Here is a 19,862-nt window from a genome sequence, read left to right as displayed (position 1 = left end):
ATAGGCCAGGCGACAATAGGCGGGTGAAACGCTACCACTCCCACCTCGACCGCGACATTTTTGTCACCTCCGGCTCCGCCAAAGACCTCGCGCCCGGCTCCTTCGGCATCTGCGCCATCGACGGCGGCGCACAAGGCTGGTCCGTCGTGCATATCGGCCCGGACGGCGATGCCGCCGACCTTGGCGGCGAGTATTACTTCGCGACGCCGGAAGAGGCGCTGGCCTTTTTGAAGGAGCTGATCGAGATGCTCGCGACCCAGGCTTAGCCGGCCAACAGCGCCGCGCCCAAGGCCTCGGCCACTTCGATGCCGTCCACGCCGGCCGACATGATGCCGCCGGCATAACCCGCACCTTCACCGGCCGGGTACAGCCCCTTGACGTTAAGGCTTTGGTAGTCGCGGCCGCGCGTGATGCGCAGCGGCGAGGAGGTGCGCGTCTCGACACCGGTCAAAACCGCGTCGGCCATCGAGAAGCCCTTGATCTGGCGCTCAAACGCCGGCAAGGCCTCGCGGATCGCGTCGAGCGCGTAGTCGGGCAGGCTGCCACGACCCTTTTGTTGCAGATCGGTCAGCGTCACGCCGGGCTTGTAGGACGGCTCGACATTGCCAAGCGTCTTGCTGCGCTGGCGCTTGATGAAGTCGCCCACCAAGGCGCCGGGCGCCTTGTAGCCGCCCTCGCCCAACTCGTAGGCGCGGCTCTCCCAGATGCGCTGGAAGGCCATGCCGTCGAGCGGATTGACCGGACCGTCTAACTTGCCATCCTGGCGGTAATCTTGTGGGCTGATGCCGACGACGATACCGGCATTGGCGTTGCGCTCATTGCGCGAATACTGGCTCATGCCGTTGGTGACGACCCGCAGCGGCTCACTGGTCGCGGCCACCACCGTGCCGCCCGGGCACATGCAAAAGCTGTAGACCGAGCGGCCATTCTTGGCGTGATGGACCAGCTTGTAGTCGGCCGCGCCCAGAATCGGGTGACCGGCGCTGGCGCCAAAACGGGCCGCGTCGATGATGCTTTGCGGATGCTCGATGCGGTAGCCGATCGAGAAGGGCTTGGCTTCCATGAAGACACCGCGCTGATGCAGCATCGTGAAGGTGTCGCGCGCGCTATGGCCCAAGGCCAGCACCACATGGTTGCTGGCGATTTGCTCACCCGAGGCCAGCGTGACGCCGCGGATATGACCATCCTCGATCAGCACGTCCGAGACCTTTTGCTCGAAGCGGATCTCGCCGCCCAGCGCCTCGATCTCGGCGCGCATCTTGATCACCATCGACACCAAACGGAACGTACCGATATGGGGCTTGTTGACGTAGAGAATCTCTTCCGGCGCGCCGGCCTTGACGAACTCGGTCAAGACCTTGCGGGTCAGAAAGCGCGGGTCGGAGATCTGGCTCCAGAGCTTGCCGTCCGAAAACGTGCCGGCCCCGCCCTCACCGAATTGAACGTTAGATTCAGGATCCAGCTCGCCCTGACGCCACAGGCCCCAGGTGTCCTTGGTGCGCTGGCGCACCTCTTTGCCACGCTCCAGCACGATGGGCCGCAGCCCCATTTGCGCCAGAATCAGCGCGGCGAAAATGCCGCAGGGGCCGAATCCGATGACGAGCGGCCGCGGCGGCGCGCTGGCCTCGCCATAAAAACCGGCCGGCGCCTGGGCGACGAAGTGATAGTCGGTGTCCGGTGTCGCCTTGATATGGTTGTCGGCAGCAAAGCGCTGCAGCAAGTCGGCTTCAAGCGAGGCCGAGCTCAGTTCGCAATCGACCGTGTAGGTCAGGACGATGGCCGACTTCTTGCGCGCGTCGTAACTGCGTTTGAAGACGGTGAAGGCGCGCAGATCCGCATCACCCAGGCCGAGGCGCTGAACGATGGCGGGCCGCAAGGCGTCCTCGGCATGATTCAGGGGCAGGCGGAGTTCGGTAATGCGAAGCATGGTGGTCGTTCTATTGCTGGCCTAAAGAAAGCAAATCTTATAAAAAGCCGCTGCTGAAATGACAATAGGCCCGGGTAAGGGCCTATTGTCATTGCAAGATGCAACTCGCTGCGGGGCGTCGAATCCAAGCGGATGCAACGCCACCGAGCCGGGGCAATCAGCCGCCCTTGCTTGGACGCTTGCCGGGGTTCTTCTTGCTGCGGGTGTGCACACCGCGCTCAAGGCTGCACTTCTGGCCATGGCCGGCGGTGAAGGTCACGCCAACAGGGGCTGCAGGACGGGGAGTAGCACGACGAGCGGCTTCGGTGATGATTTTGTTGCCCATGAGTGGCTCCAGTACAAAGGATTGATTGAGTGCGAAAAGCAAAGCCGAACTAATGGCAAAACTCTTAGCAAAAGTTCACCAACCCCGTTTTCCACTTAGCGCCTTCTTGCAGAGGCCTTAAGTAGAGCCGTAGTCCCGATCGAGCTGCAAATTGCGACCCATCTCGACACGACTGAGTTGGAAATAATCCGGCATTTTACTTTGGAAATTAGGTCCGGCCGAGCCATGGCCACATTTTTGTGCATTTGGCGCCAAGGGGCGCTCGGAAAAAGCTACCTCAAGTGGCTTGCGGCGGCACTTCAGCGGCTGCGCTTGCCGCATTCGAGTCGCTGACCAACACTGCTGGCCTTAGTCGCCAAACGCAGTCTCAAATTGAAAACCTATCTATGGCCAGCCTTGCTGGCGCTGGCCTTGAGTGCCTGCGCCGCGTCCCCCGCTGAGCTGAAAGCGGCCCAAATGCAGCGCGAAAAGATCGCCAATGGCTTTGACTTGACCGCCGACGGCTGGCAAAACCTGGGCGTCAACGAAGAACAACAGCTGCATTACCGAAAATTGGCGGATGAGGCCAGAAAGGGCAATGCGGGCAAGGAATTGGCGCCGGACAGCTTGCTGAATCGACTGCTCAAGGCCGTGCTGGGCGAGCCGCCGGGTACGGCCAGAATGCCGGCCCCTGACTAGTTCAACTCAAAACCGCCGCGCCCAGGCCTGCAACATCAACTCGGCGCCGGCCAGATTGGTCGCGCAGGGCACATCATGCACATCGCAGGCGCGCACCAAAGCATTGATGTCGGGCTCATGCGGCTGCGGCGTCATCGGGTCGCGCAAGAAGATCACGCCGTCAACCTCGCCCACAGCCAGCCGCGCACCGATCTGCAGGTCACCGCCCAGCGGGCCGCTGAGCAAACAATCAACCTCCAGGCCCAACTCCGAGACCAAGCGGCGCCCGGTGGTGCCGGTGGCCATCAGGCTGCAGTTTTGCAGCAGCGGTAGATAGCGGGCGGCCAGGGCCACCATATCGTTCTTCTTGCCGTCGTGGGCGATCAATGCGAGCTTCATGCGCCTATCTTAAAGACCGGCAGTTACAGCCCGGCATCAAGTTGATCTCAAGCGCTGCGCACAAAGCCCGCCGAGGCACGCATCAAGTCCCGCGTGTAGTCGGCGCTGACCTGTTGGCGCACCAGATCGGCTGCGGCCAGCGTCTCGACCTCGCGCCCCAGCCGCATCACCATCAGCCGCTCGCACAGATGGGTGACGACGGCCAGGTCATGGCTGACCATCAAAAACGTCAGCCCGCGCTCGGCGCGCAAGCGCTCCAGCAGATTCAAGACCTCGGCCTGCACCGAGGCATCGAGCGCCGAGGTCGGCTCGTCCAAGAGCAAGACCTTGGGCTCCAGAATCAAGGCCCGCGCAATCGCCACCCGTTGGCGCTGACCGCCGGAGAGTTGATGCGGGTAGCGAAAGCGAAAACCATGGCCCAAACCGACCGCGTCCAGCACCGCTTCAATGCGCCGTTCGGCCTCGCCGATGGCGTGAATGGCCAAGGCCTCGGCCAACATGCTGTCGACGGTTTGGCGCGGATGCAGCGAGCCGTAAGGGTCTTGAAACACCATCTGCACCGCACGCCGAAAGGCCTTGCTGCCGGGCTCGGGCAGCTCGCCGGCACCGGTCAACTTGACCGCGCCGGCCGCCAGCGGCGCCAAGCCACAGATGGCGCGCAAGACCGTGGATTTACCCGAGCCGGATTCGCCAACCAGGCCAAAACTTTCTCCCGGCGCGATCCTGAGGTTCAACTCATGCACGGCGGTGAAAGCGCCAAAGCGGACCTGCAGGCCGCTGATTTCAAGCCCTATGCTCATGCGGAATTCCAGCTCTCTTGGCGCTGCAGCGTCGGCAGCGGATGGCGCGCGCCACCGAGCTGCGGCAAGCAGTTCAGCAGGCCTTGGGTGTAGGGATGCTTGGCAGCAGCCAAGTCACGGGCGGCAATCTCCTCGACCACGCGGCCCGCATACATGACCAGAATGCGGTCACAAAAACTGGCCACCAGGCGCAGGTCATGCGAGATGAAGATCAGCCCCATGCCGCGCCGGGCGGCGCCGGGCCGTCCCAAGCCGCCCGACTCCGCTTGGGGGACAACCTCCGCATCGCGGAGGCCCAGGGGCCGATCAGCCCTGACCAGCTTGTCGAGAATGCCCAGCACCTGCAGTTGCACCGTGACGTCGAGCGCCGAGGTCGGCTCGTCCGCGATCAGCAGCTCGGGTTCGGCGATCAACATCATCGCCATCATCACGCGCTGCCCCATGCCGCCCGACACCTCGTGCGGGTAAAGCCGTGCGACGCGCTCGGGGTCGTCGATCGCGACATCGAGCAAGGCCTGCATCACCCGCTTGTGTGCCTCGGCTGCGGCCATAGCCCGATGCGCGAGCAGGGTCTCGGCGATCTGCGCGCCTATGCGCATCACCGGGTTGAGCGAATATTTCGGGTCCTGCAAGACCATCGCAATGCGCCGGCCACGCAGGCTGCGGCGCTCGGCGGCGCTGCAGCGCAAAAGATCGATACCGTCAAAGGCTAGCCTGTCCGCACTGATCCTGGCCTCGGGCGCCGACAGACCCAAGATGGCGCGGCCGGTTTGCGACTTGCCCGAGCCCGACTCGCCGACGATGCCGAGCCGCTCGCGGCCGAGCTTGAAGGAGACACCGCGCACCGCCTCGCTGAGACTGCCGTCGCGATTCGGAAAAGCCACCCGCAGGTTTTCAACTTCCAACATATGGGCACTCATGCTCATTCACCCGTCTTTGGATCAAGTGCATCACGCAAGCCATCGCCGAGCAAATTGAAGGCCAGGCTGACGATGAAGATGGCAAGACCTGGCCCCGCTGCGACCCACCATTGGTCCAGCACATATTGCCGGCCGGCGGCAATCATCGCGCCCCACTCGGGGCTTGGCGGCTGCGCGCCCAGGCCTAAAAAGCCCAGGCCGGCGGCGGTCAGGATGATGCCGGCCATGTCCAGGGTGACGCGCACGATCACCGAGGGCAGGCACAGCGGCATGATGTGGCGCCACACAATCCGCCAGCGCGAGGCGCCCAGCAGCTGCACGGCGGCGATGTAGTCGGCATTGCGAATGGTCAGCGTCTCGGCGCGCGCGATACGGGCATAGGGCGGCCAGGAGGTGATCGCAATAGCCAGCACCGCGTTCTCGATGCCGGGGCCTAAAGCGGCGACAAAAGCCAGCGCCAGGATCAGGCGCGGAAAGGCCAGAAAGATGTCGGTCACGCGCATCAGCGCGGCGTCCACATAGCCGCCAAAATAGCCGGCCACCGTGCCTACAGCCAAGCCAATCGGCGCGGCCAGAATCGCCACCAAGGTCACCACAAACAAGGTGATGCGCGAGCCATGCAGGATGCGCGAGAGGATGTCGCGCCCCTGATCGTCGGTGCCCAGCCAATGGGCGGCGGACGGCGGCAGCAGGCGCTGCGTCAGCAGGTCGCCGACATCCGGCGCATAGGGTGCAAGCCAAGGTGCGAGAGCGGCCACCAGCACCAGAAGCAGCACAAGGCCCAAGCCCAACAAAGCCAGCCGGTTGCGGGCAAAGGCGCACCAGCCGGCGTAAAAGCGGCCAAACGCAGCCTGCCTGCGCGAGGCCGGGCGCTCGCTCATCAGATATTGATTCAGTTCGGCAAACTTGCTCATCGCGTGCGCGGGTCCAGCAGTCGGTACATCAGATCGGAGAACAAGTTCAAGGCAATAAAGATCGAACCCACCACCAGCGTGCCGCCCAGGACCGCGTTCATATCGGCGTTCTGCAGCGAGTTGGTGATGTAAAGACCCAGGCCCGGCCAGGCGAACACCGTCTCGGTCAAGACCGAGCCCTCCAGCAAACCGGCATAGGACAGCGCGATCACCGTCACCAGCGGCACGGCCGCATTGCGCAAGGCATGGCGCCAGATGATGGTCGCCTCGCTCAAGCCCTTGGCACGCGCCGCCACGATGTACTCCTGGCTCAGCTCCTTGAGCATGAAGCTGCGCGTCATGCGGCTGATGTAGGCAAGCGAGAAGTAACCCAGCAGCCCAGCGGGCAGGGCCAGATGGGAGATTGCGCTCCTGAAGGCCTGCCACTCGCCCGCCAAGGCGCTATCCACCAACACCAGGCCGGTCACGGTCGGTACGCTGTAAGCGAAGGCAATGCCGATACGCCCCGGGCCGCTGACCCAGTCGAGCTTGGCGTAGAACAAGACCAGGCCCATCAGCCCGAGCCAGAAGATCGGCACCGAGTAACCAATCAGCCCCATCACCCGCACCAGTTGATCGGCAAACTTGCCACGCCGCACCGCCGCCCACACGCCCAGCGGCACACCGACGCCGACGCCGATGATGATGCCCATGGTGGCCAACTCCAGCGTGGCCGGAAAGACCCGGATGATGTCATCCAGCACCGGCCGCGCGGTCAAGACCGAGGTACCGAAATCGCCCTGCGCGACCTTGCTCACATAACTGGCAAACTGTGCCCACAGCGGCTTGTTGAGGCCCATCGCCTCGCGCATCTGCGCCATCTGGTCCTCGGTCGCACGGTCACCCAGCACCGCCAAGACCGGGTCCACCGGCACCACGCGGCCGATGAAAAAGGTGACGGCCAAGAGACCCAGATAGGTCAGCGCCATCACCGGCAGAAATCGCAGCAAGGCCTTGAAGAATTTACTCACAGCTTGCTCACCGGGGCCATGAAGGTGGTGTCCGAAGTTGGGCCAATCCTGAAACCCTGCACCTCTTTGCGCAGCGCTGCCACCTGCGTCTGCTGGAACAGCATCACAAAGGGGCTGCTTTGGCGAAACTCGGCCTGCAGCGCCTCGTACATCTGCACACGCCGGGCGGCATCATGTTCCAGCACGGCGGCATCGGTTTTGCGCGTTAGCTCGGGGATGTCCCAGCTATTGCGCCAGCTCAGCGGCTTGAGTTTGGCGCCGTCACTGTTGTCGGGGTTACGCGTAAAAGTATCGGCATTGCTGTGCGGGTCCCAATAGTCGGTGCCCCAATCGCCGATGAAGATGTCGTGGCGGCGCTGCCGGTACTTGGTCAGCACCTGCTTGCCGTCGCCGGGAATGATCTCGATGCGGATGCCGGCGCGTCCGGCTGTCTGCTGCACCGCCTCGGCAATGCCCATCACCGGCTGAATCGTGCGGACATCCATGGTGATCTTGAAACCATCGGCCAAGCCCGCCTTGGCCAGCAGCGCGCGCGCCTTGGCCACATCGAGCTTGTAAGGCCGCTCGCCGCTGGCACCCAAGAGGCCCTGCGGCAAAAAGTTCTGATGCGGCACGCCTATGCCCTTGATCAGAGTGGCGCCTATGGCCTCGTAGTCAACCAGCCATTTGAAGGCCTCACGCACCTCCGGCTTGGCCAACAAGGGATTGCGCTGATTCAGGCCGAGGTAATAGAGCACGCCCTTGGCTTGCTGGGTCAGCTTGATGTCCTGGCGTGCCGCCAGCGGCGCCAGATCCTGCGGTGCCAGGTTGCGGGCGATGTCCACATCGCCTTTTTCCAGCAGCAGGCGCTGGGTGGCGGCCTCCTTCACATGGCGGTAGATCACCCGCGCCAGCGCGGGCCTGGGGCCGTGAAATAACTCATTACGTTCAATCACCAGGATCTCGTTGGCGCGCCAATCGCGCAGCTTCCAGGGGCCGGAGCCGGCATGGTTGAGCTTGAGCCAGGCCGCACCGAGATCGTCGTCTTTCGCTTTGGACAAGAGCAACTGCTTATCCACCACCGAGGCCACCGTGGCGGTCAGGCAGTTCAAGACAAAGCTCGGCGCAAAGGGCTTGCCAATCTTCAAACTCAGCGTAAGCGGGCCGGTCTGAACCACGCGCTCGGCCACATTGCTCTTGCTCAGACCCAACTGCGTCAGGATGAAGGCCGGCGTCTTGTCCATGCGCACCGCGCGCTGCAGGGAGAACACCACATCCTCGGCGCCCAGCGGATTGCCGGAGGCGAAACGCAAACCGGGTTTCAGCTCAAAGCCGAACTCCAGCCCATCGGGCGAGACCTGCCAAGACCGCGCCAGCATGCCGACGATGCGGCTCGGCTCGTCCAGATCAAAGCCGACCAAGCGCTCATAGGTGTTGCCCAGGATCTCGACGCCGGATATCTCGAAGGACGTGGCCGGGTCCATGCTGATGATGTCATCGAAGGCAAAGGCCTGCACCAGCGTGTCCTTGGGCGTGCCGACATGGCCGCAGCCGGCCCAGGCGCCCGTGCTCAGCAACAGGGCTTGGGTGAGCAGTCGGCGGCGATCAGGATTTGGAAAATTCATGCGGGAGAGGCTGCAGCGAAGGCACGCATTGTGCTGCAAAGAAAGCTCATGCCGCCGACCACAAAAGCAGCAGACTCACACCGACTCCTGCAGCACATTCAGCTTGGAGCCGATCAGCTCGCTCAAGGGCATGGGCTCATGCTGCAAAAAGCCCTGCGCGTAGTTGACCCCGATCTCGCGCAGGCGCTGCAAAACCGCCGGGCTGTCGACAAACTCGGCCACCGTCTGCATGCCCACCACCTGCGCCACATCGACAAAGCAGCGCACGGCGGCCTCGTCCAAGGCATCGCTGACGAGGTCGCGCACAAACTGGCCATCGATCTTCAAATAGTCCACCGGCAGATTCTTCAAATAACCGAAGGACGAAGCGCCGGAGCCAAAATCATCGAGCGCACCGCGCACGCCCAAGGCCCGCACCTGCTCGATGAACAACGCCGCATCGGTCAGGCTGGTGATCGCGGCCGTCTCGGTGATCTCGATGCATAGGCGGCGGCACACTTGCGGCCCCGCGCCGGTCAAGGCATCGACGGCCCAGCGATGAAAGGCGCGGTCGCCGATGGACTGGCCCGACAGGTTGACGCTGAGCATTTCGATCGCCGCCAGATTCGGCTCGGCCTTCATCCAGGCGATCACATGTCGCAAGACCCAGCGATCGATACGGGTCGCCAAATTGAAACGCTCGGCCGCTGGAAGAAAGGCCCCCGGCAGCACCAACGCGCCCCCCGGTTCGGTCATGCGCAACAAGACCTCGGCATGCAGGCCGGGCTTGGCCGCGGCAATTCGGCTCGCATTCTTCGCACTCGAGTCCACCGACAGATGCAAAGCCTCGATGCGCTGCGCGTAAAGCACAAACCGGTCTTCATCCAGCGCCTGCTCGATGCGCCCGGTCCACTGCATTTCGCCGTGCCGGGCGCGCATCGCCTGATCGGTATCAAACCAGGTGTGCACGCGATTTCGCCCTTGCTCCTTGGCGGCATAACAGGAAGTGTCGGCGGCCTGAAGAATCGCCGCCGCCGAGGGCCAGCGCCCGGTGATGGGCACCAGGCCAATACTGGCGCCGATCCGAAAACGCCGCTCATCATGCAGGAATCTGAACTCTTCCATGCGATCGCAAATCTGCTGCGCCACCCGATCCGCCTGCACCGGCGAGCAATGCTCGAGCAGGGCCGCAAATTCATCGCCGCCGAGCCGCGCCAAGGTGTCGCGCGTGCGCACCGCCGTTCCCAAGATGCCGGCCACTTGCTTCAGCAATTGGTCACCGACCGCATGACCGCAGGCATCATTGACCAGCTTGAACTGATCAAGGTCGATATAGAGCAGCGCATGCTGGCTGCGGTCGGACTGCGCCTGCTCGAGCACACGGCGCAGCCTGGCCTCGAATTCAGCGCGGTTGATCAAGCCCGTCAGTGAATCATGGGTGGCACGATAAGTCATCTCGCCACTCAGCCGGCGCTGCTCGGTGACATCGTGGAAAACCAGCACGACGCCAAAAATCTCGCCCTTGTCATTGCGGATCGGGGCGACCGAGTCTTGTACACCGAACTCCTGGCCGGTACGGGAGATCAGCAAGGTCTGGCCGGACTGGGCGATCTTCTTGCCCTCTTTCACGCAGGCCCGCACCGGATTCTCTGCCACGGCTCGCGTTTGCTCATCGATGATATGAAAGACCTGCTCCAGCGGTCGGCCACGCGCCTCATCGGCCGCCCAACCGGTCAGCAGCTCGGCGGCCGGGTTCAGCCATTGGACCCGGCCCGCCGCGTCGGCGGTGATGACCGCGTCTCCGATGGAGCGCAGCGTGACCAAAAGCAACTCATGCTGCTCGGCCAAGACGGCGCTCATGCGTGCGGCGATCTCCTCGGCCATTTGGCGTATCTGGGTCAAATCCCAATTCGCTCCGACCATGCGCAAAGCGCGCCCTTGCTCATCAAACGTCAGCCGCGCCGAACCACGCAGATGGTGAACGCTGGCGTCGGGCCAGATCACCCGGAATTCGGTGTCAAAAGGCTTGAGCCCTTTGATCGCCTCTTGCACTTCGCGCTCGGCACGCTCGAGGTCATCTGGATGCAGGCAAGCCGCCCAAGCCGCGTAGCTCATCGCCGCGCTGCTTGGCTGCAAGCCGTAGAGACGGTGCATCCAGGCATCCCAAACCAGCGTGCCATTGCGCAGGTCGAGCTCCCAGATGCCGATGCGCCCGCTGTCCAAGGCCATGCTCAAGCGCCCCTCGCTGGCCGCCAGTTCAGCCTGCGTGTGGATGCGCGCGCTGATGTCTTCAACCGCGCCCACATGCCCGATGAATTCACCGTTCAAGCCCAGCACCGGCCGGCTGCGGGCATGCACTTGGCGCAAGCCGGCACCCGGCGCATGCACACGGAACTCCATCTCGAAATCGCGCTGTGAGCGAGCGCAGCTCAGCCAATGCTCAAACACCCGCGCCTGGTCTTGCGGGTGGATGGTTTGGGACCAGCCCTGGCCCAGACTTTGCGCCTGGCTGAGTCCGAAAATCTCTTGCCAGCGCGGGTTGGTATAGCTGCAAGCGCCGCTGGTATTGGTATGAAAGATGCCGATCGGCGCCGCGTCGTTAAGGGTGCGGAACCAGGCATCACGCTCGGCCAGCTGCGTCGCCGCCAGCAACTCGGCTTGCACGCTGCGCCGCAGCTCCAAGGCATGCACGACCGCCTTGGCCAGCTGGGTCAACAGCTCTCGTTGAGCCTGACTCAGACGACGCGGCTGCACATCCATCACGCACAGCGTGCCGACCACCTGCCCGCCGCTCAGGCACAGGTTCGCCGCGGCGTAAAAGCGCAAACCCACCGAGCCTGCGACAGCAGGGAAATCACGAAAACGCGCGTCCAGGCTGGCGTCTTCAAGCTCGAACAGCCCTACCCCCAGAATGCTGTGCGAGCAAAACGCTTCGTCACGGGGCAACTCATCCAAGCCCTCCAAGCCCACCCCGGCCTTGAACCAGGCGCGCCGCTCATCGACCAGCGCTATGCGAGCAATCGGCGCGGCGCAAGCCAAGGCTGCCGCCTGCACCAGGGCATCGAACTCGGGTTCGGGTGGGCTGTCAAGCACTTGCAAGGCCTGCAAAGCGCTCAGTCTGTCCAACTCCTGATGGACGTGAGGGATAGTTGCTGCCGGCATGATGGATCAAGTCCCTGGGCTACATAGCGTTGACTTTCTACGGCAGATTGTGGCCGATCGTGAGGTTTTCCACACCCGTATTCGCCCCTAGGAGGCGGCTGCCGCGATGGCCCTGCCCGCCGCTGCCGGCAGCTGTTGCGCCAAGCCCTGCCCACTGAGCCAAGCGCCCTCCACCTTGCCGGCGCCCAGCCAGTCGCCACATAAACCGAGGCCCAGCGCCTGATCCCAGATGGAGCGGGCAGCCGGGCCGCCATGCGGCGCTGCCATATCGGCATAGAGCCAGCGATGCGCGCTCCACCGCTCGGCGGGCGGCGCGCCCAGGGCGGCAAAGGCCGCTTGCAGCGCCGCCGCCACCGGCTCGGCCGGCAAATGCAGCCGCGCTTCGCTCCATTCGGCCTGCGCATGCAGCAGCCAACTCTCCGCACCGCTGCGGCCCGGCTTGCTGCTGTTGCGCGCCACCCAGCGCAGCGGCCCTTGGTTGACAAAGGCGGCATCAAAACCCAGCTCCAGCGGCGCGCAATAATTCAGCATCAAGGCCCAGCTCGGGCGCATCGGCACCGCAGCCGCCTGCTGCGCCAAGGCCGGCGCGCAGTCTTGCAGCAAGGCGGCCGCCTGCGGGGCCGGCAGCGCCAGCAGCACCGCGTCAAAGTCATCGTCTAGCAGGGCGGCGCCCACCTGCAGCCGCCACGCCGACCCGACTCGCTGCAAGCGCTCAATCGGCATGCCGGTCTTGAGCGGTGTCGACAGCGCGCTGGCCAGCCAATGCGCCGGCGCGGTCATCTGCGGCATGCCGACATAGCGCTGCAGCGCCGCGTCGGCCCGGTGCAGCGTGGCGTCGCCCAACACCGCCAAGCGCGGCGCCCAGACCTTCGCCACGCCGGCATCCACCCAACGCGCCAACTCGGCGCTGAAAGCGCCGCTGCGAGCGGTGAAATATTGGGCGCCGTGATCACATTGCCAACCCTCGCCACGGCGCGTGCTCATTCGGCCGGCCGGGCCCAGGCTTTTCTCGAACACCGTGACCCGGTAGCCGGCCGCCTGCAAAGCCGTCGCGCAAGACAAGCCGGCCAGGCCGGCACCAATCACCGCGACATTTAGAAAACAGCTCATGGGATATCCGCCAGATGATTTCGGTCAGCGCGCATTGTTGCCTGCGCGGTGATAGGCATGGCCCGGCCAGCGCTATCACCCATCGCCGGGCCAAGACATCTCTCGAGGCGGCGCCGCGGCACCAGGATTTCGGCTAGTCTCGCTGCCATGAACCCGATACATCCCAAGAAGCTGCACTTAAGCAAATGGACCGCCGTGCGGCCTCAAGCCAAAGAAAAGCATTTCCTGGTGACCCGCGTCATCCATGCCGAAGCCCTGCCGGGGAGCGTTCAATCGACGCCGGCGGTGGAAGCGGTCGAGCTGGAGGCGGTGATGTCCAAGCGCAGCCAGCGCATTGATTGGCGCGAACTGCAAGACTCGGCGCAGTGGCGCCAAGGCTGGCTATGAGCGGGCCGCTGCTCGGCTCGATGCCCGAGGGCTACCGGGCGCTGGTGGTCGCCGCCGGCGGCGGGATCGGGGCGGCGTTTATTCAAAAACTGCAAAGCGACCCGCGCTGCGCACAGGTGCTGGGCTTGGGACGCAAGACGGTGCCGGCGATTGATTTCGAGCAAGAAGCCAGCATCGCCGCAGCCGCCGCCGAGCTGGCGCCGCTGGGGCCGTTTCAGCTCATCATCAACGCCGCCGGCATTCTGCACAGCCCGGAGTTCATGCCCGAAAAGCAACTCGCACATTTGAGCTACACCCAACTGCTGAGCACTTTCACCATCAACACCCTCGGGCCCGCCCTGCTGCTGCGTTACTTCAGCCCCTTGCTGGATCGCCAGCGCGGCGTGATGGCGATGCTGTCGGCCAAGGTCGGCAGCATCGAGGACAACCGGCTGGGCGGCTGGTACAGCTACCGCGCGTCCAAGGCGGCGCTGAATATGCTGATCAAGACGGCCGCCATCGAGCTGCGCCGCAGCCAGCCGCAAACGGTGCTCGTCGCGCTGCATCCGGGCACGGTCAGCTCGGCCTTGTCAGCGCCGTTCCGCGGCGCCGAGATCGGCCGGCCTGCCGCTGTGGCGGCGGCCGAGATGTTGGCGGTGCTGGATGGCCTGACGCCAGCGGACAGCGGGCATTTCCTCAGTTACTCGGGCGAGCGGCTGCCTTGGTAGGCCGCGCAAGCCTGAATACTGCTAACGCGGTTTCTTGCCAGCGCTCGGCTTTTTTGCTGCGGGCTTGGTCTTGACTGCCGGTGCTGAATCGGGTCGCGCAGCGGACGGCATATCGCCGATCAAACCCTTGGCCGGGCAGAGCTTGAAGATCGGGCATTTGCGGCATCCCACGGCGATGGCGATTGGGCAGAGGGTCATGAGGCAGTCCTAACGATTGACTTCGCGACCCGCGCGACCGGTGGCCGAGCATAGCGGCTTCACCACCAGCGCCAGCTATTTCTCACTGCGCCATCGTGACGGCGGCCATCAACAGCCAGGCCGTGTGGGGCAACCATTGTTCGTTCCAGCGCCATTGGTTGTCGGTGGGGCCGCTGGCAAAGGCGATGCCTGTGCCGGCATCGCTGTCGGGCGCGCCGGTGATGCCGTTGGAGACCCCGCCACGCAACATCACGCCGGCAGCACTTGGCGCAGCCGGCGGGTTGAGCGCACCAAAGCCGTACAACATCGAGATGCCGTAGGGGTTGCGGCCCAGCGTCCAGTCGAGCTGCGCTTGCGCGCTGCGTGCCTGTGCCGCAGTCACGCCAAAGCCGCCGGAATGACTGCCTTGTTCTAGCGGCGCGAGCGCCCTTCCGCCCAGCACCATGGCCGTGCTCAGCGAGGCCAGGCGCGCGCTTTCGCCCTGCCACCAATAACCGGTTTCGTTGCGATGAGGAATGAAGAAACCAGTCTCGACCGGTCCGGCCTCGGCGCCCGGGGCTGACTGCCGGAAGCGTTGGCGAGCATAGGCATAGGGATTGGGCACCGCTTGGTCGAGGCGCTGCTGCGCCGCCAGGGCCTTGGCTATCGCCGCGCTCGCGCCGGCTCGCTGTGCGGGGTCGGTCTCGATCGCCAGATAGTGGCTCAGGCCTATGACCGGCAAGCCGGCTTCGACCGCATGGTAGTAAGGGCGCTGCCCGACCGCGTCGCTGTAGAAATGCCCATCACCGTCCTGGCGCTTGAGCATCTGCGCGACCCGCTCGCGGGCGGCCTGCAAATATTCCGGCTCAGCGGTGGCGCGCTGCAACTCCACGGCCGCGAGCAAGGCGGTGTAGTCATCGATCAGGTTTTCTTGCCCATCGGCGGTGTAGTTGCGGCTGTCGGTTTGCAGATGCGCAAAGGCGCGGCGGGCATCGTCCAGATAGGTCTGCGCCGAGTACTCGCCCTGACGGCCGGAACTGCGGGCGAGCATGGCCGCACGCGCCAGCGCGGCAATCGCCATGCCGCCGCCGGCCCGGTAGGCGCTGCGATAGCCGCTGGTGTAGACACCCTCCTCGCCCTCGTATCCGACCACCATGCGCTCGGCACCCTCGGCACCCCATTTGTCAAAGACGGTGGTGTAGAAATAACCGGCCGGGTCCAGCACCCGGTGCAGATAGTCGGCACCCCAGAAGGCTTCATCCTGCGCTTGGCGCAGCAGGCCGGCGCGGGCATAAAGCCCGGCCGATTGATGCGCGCTGTGCGCCAGCACCCAGGCGGCCAGCGGCGCTTGCTGCGGGTTGAAATGGTTGGCATAACCGAGGTGGGACAGGTACTTGCCGGTGTCGCCGCCCGCATCATTCCAGCCGCCCCAGACATCGACAAAGCGGTCGGTTTCAAACACGCGGCGGTGGCGGTCGCCCGGATCGGTATGGCGCGACTGTTTGAAGTAGTCCAGCAAGGCGGCGGCGGTGCGCCGGAAAAGCGCCTGGTCTTCGACATGAACCGGCGCCGAGCGGGCATGGCGCCCACCGACCCAGACATCGACCTGGTAGCGCCCGGCTTGCGTCAGCTGCGAGAAGTCGACCTCGAAATGTTTTCGCCCCGGCGTCCAGGCCTCGAAGGCCGGCAGCGCCGTGAGCGGCCCCTCGGCCTGCACCTGGCCATCGCGCAGCACCCGGTAGCGGCCCGACACTGCGGGGCCCTTGGCGCTGACCATGGCCACCTTGGGCCCCAGGCGCTCCAGCGCGACTTGATTGATATGGACTTGCAAGGCTGCGCTCGGCAGGCTCACCAGACCCTCGACCTTTTCCTTCGCGATGGCCGTGTGACCCAGCAAGGCGCAAGGCAGTGCGAGCAGCACAGCGCGTCGGATTTGAAATGAGCCGGGGCTGAAAGGCAGCAACATGGAGAGGTCTCGCTGGGCAGAAATGGAAAGCGCAAGGAAGGTCCGAGAATCGGCAGGCAAGGCGACCATAGCAAGCAAATTGCATATCGTCAATACGTACAACCATTAGAAGTATTAAAATGCCTATCGACGAGTACTCGATCGCATCCCGGCCGCCGCAGACGGCGCTGGCTTATCATTTCAAGACCAAGACGAGGATCAGACCCCATGCGAACCATTGGCCGCGGCGCCACCCAGCAATCCAGCGCACCCTATAACCGACGGGTCGTGCTGGACTTTATCCGCCAACAAGGTGCGGCCTCGCGCAAAGACATCACCGATATGGTCTCGCTCAGCCCGCAGACCGTCGTCAACATCACCAATGACCTGGAGTCAATCGGCCTGATCGTTTCGCGCCGGCAAAAGGGCGAGAAGCTGCGCGGCCAGCCGCCCATGGCCTTCGAGTTGAACCCGGAAGGTGGGCACACGATTGGCATCAGCCTGGAGCCGGGTCGCGTCCTGGCGGCACGGGTCAACCTGGTTGGCGATGTGCTTGAGCGCACCGAAACCGCCGTCGACACCAGCCATCGGCAGCAATTGCTGGCCGTGATGCTGGCGCAGGTGCAACAGCTGCGCAAAGGCGCCCGAGAGCGGCTTTGGGGCATTGGCGTCTCCCTCCCCGGGCCGCTGGGCGCGACCGACATCAGCTTTCTCGGCCCCACGGCGATGGAGGGCTGGGCCGACCTGTCCATCTTGGACGAACTGCGCGAGGCGGTCCGCCTGCCCTTGTTCTACAGCGTAGACAGCGTGGCCGGCGCCTTGGGAGAAACGCTGTTCGGGGTGGCCAAGTCTTTGGACAATTTTTTCTACCTCCACCTGGGCTTGGGGCTGGGCGGCGCCCTCGTCGTCAACCGGACCGCCTACCGCGGCGCCAATGGCAATGCGACCGAAGTCGGCCATGTGCCGGTGGTGCCGGGGGGCCTATCTTGCTACTGCGGCAACTCCGGCTGCCTGGAGCGTTACGTATCCATGCACGCATTGGCCGAGGCACTGGGCATTGAAGATCCGCAGCTGCACTCGCCCGCCTTACTGGCCCGCCTGGAAGACGCTCAGGACGAGACCGTCAACGCCTGGTGTCGTCAGGCCGGCGAACGCCTGCGCGACGCGATCTGCATGATAGAAAACATGCTCGACCCACGCGCCATCATCATCGGCGGTGGCGCTCCCAAGGCGCTGGTCGAACGCCTGCTGGCCGCCGCGCAGCCGCTGCGCCGCTCGGTGCGCGGCGGCATCGCCGATCCGGCCCTGCGCCTCTTGCTATCGGAGCATCAGGCCGACAGCGCCATCCTCGGCGCTGCCGTGCTGCCAATCTACGAAATGCTGTCGCCGCGCCTTGAGACGGTGCAACAAGACAGGCGGCCCGAGGCCGATGTGGCCGAGCTGCTGGGGCACCGGGGCGGCGGCCGCTGGGGCGGATAGGGGCCCAAATAAATAAACACATCCAGTAGTTTTATTTATTGACAGGGCGATAAATGGCGACCTATAGTCGCCCCCATGGAACGCACCCCACCCTTTATTTGTGCCATCGGCGATATCGGCGTCGATCTCGTCATGGGCATGCTCGAACAATGGCCGCAGATCGGCACCGAGTTGATCCTGCCGCGCAGCGAGTTGCGCGCCGGCGGCTCGGCCGGCAATGCGGTGCTGGCCTTGCGCCACGCGGGTGTGCCGGCCCGGCTGGTGTCTGCGGTCGGCAATGACGACTTCGGCCGCTGGCTGCGCGCGCAGTTTGACGGCGTGGACGCCCGGCTCAGCGTGTGCCCCTGCGCCACGACGGTGTCGGTCGGCCTGATGCACAGCTGCAGCGAGCGCAATTTTTTCACCACCGAAGGCCATCTGGCGGCATTCACGCTGGAGCAGGCGCTGAGTCAGCTGCCCGAGGCCGTGCCCGGCAGCCTGGCGCTGCTGACCGGGGTGTTCTTGCTGCCAGGCCTGCGCGCCCACTACCTGACGCTGATGACCGAGCTGCGCGCGCGCGGCTACCAGGTGGCGCTGGACACCGGCTGGCCCAGCGAGGGCTGGACGGACGCCGTCCGCAGCGAGCTTCGGGGCTGGCTGGCCCACTGCGATCACCTCTTGCTCAACGAGTTGGAGGTCTGCAAGTTGGCCGGCGTGGACGCGGTTCCGCAGGCCATGGCCCTCGTGCAAAGCTGGCTGCGCCCCGAGGCAACCTTGGTCGTCAAGGCCGGTGCGCGCGGCGCAATGGCATGCAAGGGCGCGCAGCAGCTGAGTCAGGCCACGCAGGCCGCCGATGTGTTTGACACCATCGGCGCGGGCGACAGTTTCAATGCCGGCTATCTGGCGGCGCTGCTGCAAGGCGCCTCGCTGCAGCAAGCGCTGGCCAGTGCTTGCAGGGTCGCCACGGCCGTGCTGTCGCGCTTTCCGCGCCAGACCATCAAGCCGGGCGAATTCAGTGATCTGCTGGCGCAGCCGGCTTGAAGTTGAGCAAGAAGGTGAGCGACAAGATGAGCAATATGGCGAAACGTTACGGCATCGTGATCTACATCCTGGTCATCTGGTTCGCGATCTCCTTCGTGACCAACCTGATCGGGCCGCTGATGCCCATCCTGATTGAGGACTTCAAGCTCAGCCTGGGGATGGCCGGCTTCCTGCCCTTCTCCTTCTTTTTGGCCTATGGCCTGGTGTCCATTCCCGGCGGCATCCTGGTCGAACGCCGCGGCGCGCGCTTCACGCTGATGCTGGCCTTTGCGCTGAACCTGCTCGGCGCGTTGGCGATTGCGCTGCAGCCGGTATTCGCTGTGGTGATCGCCGGCCTCTTCGTGATCGGTCTGGGGATGGCGCTGCTACAGGTTGTCATCAACCCGCTGATGCGCACCGCCGGCGGCGAAGCCAATTTCGCCTTCTTTTCGGTGATGGGGCAGTTGGTCTTCGGCCTGGCGTCCTTCGTCAGCCCTTGGGTGTTCCAGCGCATGATGGCGCGCCCGGTGACGCAGCCGGGCACGCTGGTGTGGGTCGATTTCTATTGGGCCTTTGTGCTGGGCTTTGTGGCGTTGCTGGCGCTCAACCACCGCCTGGCCCTGCCGACCGTGGACCTGAGAGAAGACGAGCGCATGGGTGGCCTCCAGGCCTACCGCGAGCTCCTGTCGCGCGTCGATGTCTGGCTCTACTTCCTCGCCATCGTCGCCTATGTGGGCACCGAGCAGACGCTGGCCAACTGGATGTCCCAATTCCTCAATAGCCAGCATGGCCTGTCCGCCACGGCCGAAGGCGCCGATGCGGTCGGGCAGTTCTGGGGCCTGATGTCGCTGGGCTGTCTGCTGGGCCTGTTGCTGCTCAAGCTGATGGACTCACGCCGGGTGTTGATGCTGTTCGTGCTGGGGGCCATCGCCTGCGTCGCAGCGGCGCTTTATGGCAGCGCGGCCACCGCCTTGTGGGCCTTCCCGGCGGCGGGATTCTGCTTGTCGGTGATGTTCTCGGTGCTGTTCTCGCTGGCCTTGAACTCGGTGCCCCTGCACCACGGCGCTTTCTCCGGCATCTTGTGCACCGGCATCTTGGGCGGCGCGGTGCTGCCGATGCTGGTCGGGCAACTGGCCGAAGGGCTAGGCCTGCGCATGGCCATGAGCAGCGTCTTCATCTCGCTCGCCTACATCCTGAGCGTGGCTTTCTGGGCCTGCCCGCTGGTGCCTAACAAGACCGTCCGACTGACTGAATTGCTAAGCCCCCGGCGCCCCGACGCGACATCACCGGTCCAGCACTAGCGCCGAATCCCGTTTTCCCCATCGCATGCCGGGCATGGCATGCCTGATCTCGCCTATCCG

General features: G+C 64.5%; 18 protein-coding genes. 7 read left to right on the top strand and 11 right to left on the bottom strand.

Features of this window, described 5'->3' with window-relative positions; translation table 11 throughout:
- Nucleotides 1-23: 23 nt before the first annotated feature.
- Complete coding sequence (locus LNV07_RS03135) at nucleotides 24-266, top strand: hypothetical protein (protein WP_263569691.1); 243 nt, start codon at nucleotides 24-26, stop codon at nucleotides 264-266.
- Here the strand turns inward: LNV07_RS03135 and LNV07_RS03130 are convergent.
- Both LNV07_RS03130 and LNV07_RS03125 read right to left on the bottom strand, forming a co-directional pair.
- Nucleotides 263-1,927: an NAD(P)/FAD-dependent oxidoreductase gene (locus LNV07_RS03130; protein WP_263569690.1), complete on the bottom strand. Its 1,665-nt coding sequence runs from the start codon at nucleotides 1,925-1,927 to the stop codon at nucleotides 263-265. The two genes, LNV07_RS03135 and LNV07_RS03130, sit on opposite strands and share 4 nt — an antisense overlap.
- A gap of 157 nt (nucleotides 1,928-2,084) precedes the next feature.
- Nucleotides 2,085-2,252, bottom strand: coding sequence for a hypothetical protein (locus LNV07_RS03125; RefSeq protein ID WP_263533648.1), 168 nt, complete (start codon nucleotides 2,250-2,252; stop codon nucleotides 2,085-2,087).
- 372 nt (nucleotides 2,253-2,624) lie between these two features.
- Between LNV07_RS03125 and LNV07_RS03120 the strand changes: the two genes are divergently transcribed.
- On the top strand, nucleotides 2,625-2,930 hold the full coding sequence (locus LNV07_RS03120; RefSeq protein ID WP_263569689.1) for a hypothetical protein: 306 nt from the start codon (nucleotides 2,625-2,627) through the stop codon (nucleotides 2,928-2,930).
- Between the two features lie 6 nt (nucleotides 2,931-2,936).
- Here the strand turns inward: LNV07_RS03120 and LNV07_RS03115 are convergent, their stop codons facing one another.
- From LNV07_RS03115 to LNV07_RS03080, 8 genes are all read right to left on the bottom strand, one after another.
- Nucleotides 2,937-3,308 carry a methylglyoxal synthase gene (locus LNV07_RS03115; RefSeq protein ID WP_263569688.1) on the bottom strand — a complete coding sequence of 124 codons (372 nt, stop codon included), beginning with the start codon at nucleotides 3,306-3,308 and terminating at the stop codon, nucleotides 2,937-2,939.
- A 47-nt stretch (nucleotides 3,309-3,355) separates the two neighbouring features.
- On the bottom strand, nucleotides 3,356-4,108 hold the full coding sequence (locus LNV07_RS03110) for an ABC transporter ATP-binding protein (RefSeq protein ID WP_263569687.1): 753 nt from the start codon (nucleotides 4,106-4,108) through the stop codon (nucleotides 3,356-3,358).
- Nucleotides 4,105-5,028: an ABC transporter ATP-binding protein gene (locus LNV07_RS03105; RefSeq protein WP_263569763.1), complete on the bottom strand. Its 924-nt coding sequence runs from the start codon at nucleotides 5,026-5,028 to the stop codon at nucleotides 4,105-4,107. Before LNV07_RS03105 ends, LNV07_RS03110 begins: the two co-directional genes overlap by 4 nt.
- 2 nt (nucleotides 5,029-5,030) lie before the next feature.
- Nucleotides 5,031-5,942, bottom strand: a complete 912-nt coding sequence (gene nikC, locus LNV07_RS03100; RefSeq protein ID WP_263569686.1) for a nickel transporter permease — start codon at nucleotides 5,940-5,942, stop codon at nucleotides 5,031-5,033.
- Entirely contained in the window at nucleotides 5,939-6,952 is a 1,014-nt protein-coding gene (locus LNV07_RS03095) for an ABC transporter permease (protein ID WP_263569685.1), read from the bottom strand. Before LNV07_RS03095 ends, nikC begins: the two co-directional genes overlap by 4 nt.
- Nucleotides 6,949-8,556, bottom strand: a complete 1,608-nt coding sequence (locus tag LNV07_RS03090) for an ABC transporter substrate-binding protein (protein ID WP_263569684.1) — start codon at nucleotides 8,554-8,556, stop codon at nucleotides 6,949-6,951. The genes LNV07_RS03095 and LNV07_RS03090 overlap by 4 nt, the downstream gene beginning before the upstream one ends.
- A 75-nt stretch (nucleotides 8,557-8,631) precedes the next feature.
- Nucleotides 8,632-11,697, bottom strand: coding sequence for an EAL domain-containing protein (locus tag LNV07_RS03085; protein WP_263569683.1), 3,066 nt, complete (start codon nucleotides 11,695-11,697; stop codon nucleotides 8,632-8,634).
- A gap of 87 nt (nucleotides 11,698-11,784) precedes the next feature.
- Nucleotides 11,785-12,807, bottom strand: a complete 1,023-nt coding sequence (locus LNV07_RS03080; RefSeq protein WP_263569682.1) for an NAD(P)/FAD-dependent oxidoreductase — start codon at nucleotides 12,805-12,807, stop codon at nucleotides 11,785-11,787.
- Between the two features lie 147 nt (nucleotides 12,808-12,954).
- Between LNV07_RS03080 and LNV07_RS03075 the strand changes: the two genes are divergently transcribed.
- A complete protein-coding gene (locus LNV07_RS03075) occupies nucleotides 12,955-13,194 on the top strand; it encodes a TIGR02450 family Trp-rich protein (protein WP_263569681.1) in 240 nt (79 codons plus the stop codon).
- Nucleotides 13,191-13,901: an SDR family NAD(P)-dependent oxidoreductase gene (locus LNV07_RS03070; RefSeq protein WP_263569680.1), complete on the top strand. Its 711-nt coding sequence runs from the start codon at nucleotides 13,191-13,193 to the stop codon at nucleotides 13,899-13,901. Before LNV07_RS03075 ends, LNV07_RS03070 begins: the two co-directional genes overlap by 4 nt.
- Before the next feature lie 280 nt (nucleotides 13,902-14,181).
- On the opposite strand, the gene LNV07_RS03065 is transcribed toward LNV07_RS03070, so the two are convergent.
- Nucleotides 14,182-16,044, bottom strand: coding sequence for a glycoside hydrolase family 9 protein (locus LNV07_RS03065; RefSeq protein WP_263569679.1), 1,863 nt, complete (start codon nucleotides 16,042-16,044; stop codon nucleotides 14,182-14,184).
- 207 nt (nucleotides 16,045-16,251) lie between these two features.
- On the opposite strand from LNV07_RS03065, the gene LNV07_RS03060 reads away from it, so the two are divergent.
- From LNV07_RS03060 to LNV07_RS03050, 3 genes are all read left to right on the top strand, one after another.
- Nucleotides 16,252-17,502 (top strand): ROK family transcriptional regulator, encoded by a 1,251-nt coding sequence (locus tag LNV07_RS03060; protein ID WP_263569678.1) that lies wholly within the window; start codon nucleotides 16,252-16,254, stop codon nucleotides 17,500-17,502.
- 75 nt (nucleotides 17,503-17,577) lie between these two features.
- A complete protein-coding gene (locus LNV07_RS03055; protein ID WP_263569677.1) occupies nucleotides 17,578-18,522 on the top strand; it encodes a carbohydrate kinase family protein in 945 nt (314 codons plus the stop codon).
- On the top strand, nucleotides 18,519-19,802 hold the full coding sequence (locus LNV07_RS03050) for an MFS transporter (protein ID WP_263569676.1): 1,284 nt from the start codon (nucleotides 18,519-18,521) through the stop codon (nucleotides 19,800-19,802). Before LNV07_RS03055 ends, LNV07_RS03050 begins: the two co-directional genes overlap by 4 nt.
- Nucleotides 19,803-19,862: the final 60 nt, after the last annotated feature.

Origin of the sequence: Roseateles oligotrophus (genome assembly GCF_025717515.1) — a bacterium.
Classification (GTDB): Bacteria; Pseudomonadota; Gammaproteobacteria; order Burkholderiales; family Burkholderiaceae_C; genus Paucibacter_A; species Paucibacter_A oligotrophus.
This window is presented reverse-complemented; position numbering and strand designations above follow the sequence as displayed.